Source organism: Oleiphilus sp. HI0079 (assembly GCF_001635105.1).
In genome coordinates, this window is sequence record NZ_LWFT01000388.1 from 1 (window position 1) to 329 (window position 329).

Genomic DNA, 329 nt, shown 5'->3' on the forward strand with positions numbered 1-329 from the left:
AATTTTAAGGGTATGTGTCTCAGCCGTCTAAGTGAGGGTGATAAGGCCTACAGATACTTCGAAAAGGCATTGCGTGCTAATCCTGGTCAAGTCGGTGTTGTTAGAAATCTGATTGTTCATGGTAAGGGTAAGAAGCAAGCGTTGCTTGAAGAAATTGTTCCGCAGTACGAGCAGCGCTTGCGTCAACGCGGCTTGAACGAAGATGCGAAGATGAACATCGCTTACGTTGTGAGCATGTACTACGACAGGAAGGGAGACGCTGAAAAGAGCTTCAAGTACCTTCAGATGGGCAACACGATTAATCGCTCTCGCTATCACTATGCACATTC

General features: G+C 46.5%; 1 protein-coding gene. It reads left to right on the top strand.

The features are described from left to right. Positions 1-329 (top strand): hypothetical protein (locus A3750_RS25930; RefSeq protein ID WP_197474910.1); only part of this gene is annotated, 329 nt, incomplete at both ends.